This is a genomic window from Flavobacterium sp. (assembly GCF_003525665.1).
Lineage (GTDB): Bacteria > Bacteroidota > Bacteroidia > Flavobacteriales > Flavobacteriaceae > Flavobacterium.
On record NZ_DQDX01000138.1, the window covers coordinates 12734 to 15187 of the forward strand.

Here is a 2454-nt window from a genome sequence, read left to right on the forward strand (position 1 = left end):
AGTATCTACACAAATTTAACATTTCGATAAAAATTCACTTTTGTAATCCTGATGGAATAACGTAAATTAGCCAAAAATTACTTTTATGCATTCTATTTATCAGTACCAAGAATTTATTTCCGATTATTTACAGTCGCAATACGAAACTAAAGAGCCTAGAAATCTTTATGAGCCAATTCATTATATTTTGGATTTAGGCGGAAAACGCATGCGACCAGTGCTGACTTTAATGAGTGCTGAAGTATTTGATGCCGATTTTAAATTGGCACTTCCAGCGGCATTGGCAGTTGAGGTTTTTCATAATTTTTCGTTAGTTCATGATGATATTATGGATGATGCGCCGTTGCGAAGAGGAAATGAAACGGTTCACGAAAAATGGAATGTGAATACCGCGATTTTGTCTGGCGATGCCATGTTGATTTTGGCGTATCAATATTTTGAACAATACAATACCGAAGTTTTTAGAGATTTGGCAAAGCTTTTTAGCAAAACCGCGCTTGAAGTTTGTGAAGGACAACAATACGACGTAGATTTTGAAACTCGTGATGATGTCACTATTCCAGAATATCTAAAAATGATTGAATATAAAACCGCAGTTCTAGTTGCGGCAGCAATGAAAATGGGCGCAATCGTAGCCGAAACTTCTAAAGAAAATGCCGATTTGATTTATGATTTCGGATTGAATTTAGGATTGGCGTTTCAATTGCAAGACGATTATTTAGACGCTTTTGGAAATCCAGAAACTTTCGGAAAACAAGTTGGTGGCGATATTATTGAAAACAAGAAAACCTATTTATATCTAAAAGCAATAGAATTTTCTGACGATAATCAAAAAGAGCAATTGTTGCATTTATTTTCAATTCAACCCGAGGATAATACTGATAAAATAGAATCGGTTAAAGCTATTTTTAATGAATCTGGTGCTTCTGATGCCACTAAAAAAGCTATTCAAGAGTATACTTTAAAAGCATTTGATACCTTACAAAATATAGGAATTGACAACGAGAAGAAAGACATCTTGCGCTCTTTTGGAGAAAATTTAATGGGCAGAAAAGTGTAGTAAAAAATCAATATTTAAATCCCAAATTCCAATGGGATCGTTCTGTAAAGTTTGGAATTTGGAATTTTAATTTTGGAATTGAATATGTTTGTAGCACCAATAAGTACCGACCAATTACTGTCTGAAGCAGAAAAAGAAAATTTATACCTCAAATTGATTGAGCAAATAAACAAGGATTTCAATTTGGCCAATGAACCAATAGATTTTCACTCAAGCACAACTCCAGACGAATTAAAGATTCAACTTCACGAGAAAATTTATCGACTGATTCAATATAAGTTTGCCGAATATTTAAACCTGCTTTACATTATTGATGTTCCAGAAGATCAAGTTAAAAAACTCGATGGATCGGATATTGCTGAACTTTCTGGGCAAGTTGCTTTCTTGGTTTTAAAACGCGAATGGATGAAAGTTTGGTTTAGAAATAGATATTAACTAGGGCATCACAATCGGACCTAAAATCCGCATCCAAAGAATAAATCCGGCTATTCCGCCCAAAAATCCACTACTTATAAAAGTCAATCTTTGCTCTTTTGGGATGATTCTAAAAATTACAAATAAAGCAATTAGAAGTCCAATTAAAGCTAAAGGAATTGCAATACTGCCTTGGGGAATTTCGAGCATAATCGCAATTTTTCTTTCATCGCCACCAAAATAATTTTTCTTTCCATTTAATAGTGCACTTGCAACAGACATTGTTAAATTGAAGACTTCTCTGAGCCAAAAAAGTGATAAAAATACATACAGCCAATCAAGGATTTTCATTCCGTTTTCAAGAATTTTTTTTCTTCTGAATAATAGCAAAATGAATCCGATTGTTCCTGTAAGGATGGTTTGAACTGGTCCGCCGATGGTGATCATTAAGTGTTTAAAACTTATAGTATTCCAAAGTTTATCCAATTTTTCTTTATCAGGAAAATCTTTTTTGTTTAAAATTGCTTTTTCATTTTTCTTTACCAATGAATCAGCTAATTTTAATTCAGATGAAGTGTCTTCATAATTCATGCTTCCGTAATGAAGTTCTGTTTCATATCCCAAGTATTTGGCAACAATTATATGACCATATTCATGAGAAATAGTTCCAACAACTGTGAATACTATAAAAGTGATGGATAAAATAAATAGTGAAGAAAGTTTGGATTTCATTTGAATTAATTGCTAGGTAGCGTTACAGACAAATTTGCATCTTCAAATGTTATCAGATTAAATACAGAAGAATTTTTTTCGGAAACACAACTAGTTACAATTCCGGGGTTTTCATAGTTAAAGTTTGGCAAGAATTCAAGAGCATGCATGCAAGCAACACGAAATAAATAAAAGTAGTTTACATCAGATTTTTTAATTTGTAAATCATATTTTTTGGTTTCTTTCCTATTTTCAATATTAGTAAGACA

At 32.5% G+C, this 2454-nt stretch carries 4 protein-coding genes; 2 read left to right on the forward strand and 2 right to left on the reverse strand.

Going from position 1 to position 2454, the window contains the following annotated elements; translation table 11 throughout:
• Positions 1-85 precede the first annotated feature (85 nt).
• Complete coding sequence (locus tag DIU01_RS09730; protein ID WP_290833923.1) at positions 86-1060, forward strand: polyprenyl synthetase family protein; 975 nt, start codon at positions 86-88, stop codon at positions 1058-1060.
• Positions 1061-1144: 84 nt separating this feature from the next.
• A complete protein-coding gene (locus tag DIU01_RS09735) occupies positions 1145-1495 on the forward strand; it encodes a hypothetical protein (RefSeq protein WP_290833924.1) in 351 nt (116 codons plus the stop codon).
• Here the strand turns inward: DIU01_RS09735 and DIU01_RS09740 are convergent, their stop codons facing one another.
• Together DIU01_RS09740 and DIU01_RS09745 are read right to left on the reverse strand one after the other, a co-directional pair.
• The gene (locus DIU01_RS09740; protein ID WP_290833925.1) at positions 1496-2206 is read right to left on the reverse strand and encodes a hypothetical protein; all 711 of its coding nucleotides are present in this window, start codon (positions 2204-2206) and stop codon (positions 1496-1498) included. It lies immediately after the preceding gene.
• A 5-nt stretch (positions 2207-2211) separates the two neighbouring features.
• Positions 2212-2454, reverse strand: a 243-nt coding sequence (locus tag DIU01_RS09745; RefSeq protein WP_290833926.1) for a hypothetical protein, incomplete at its 5' end; no start/stop codon positions are given.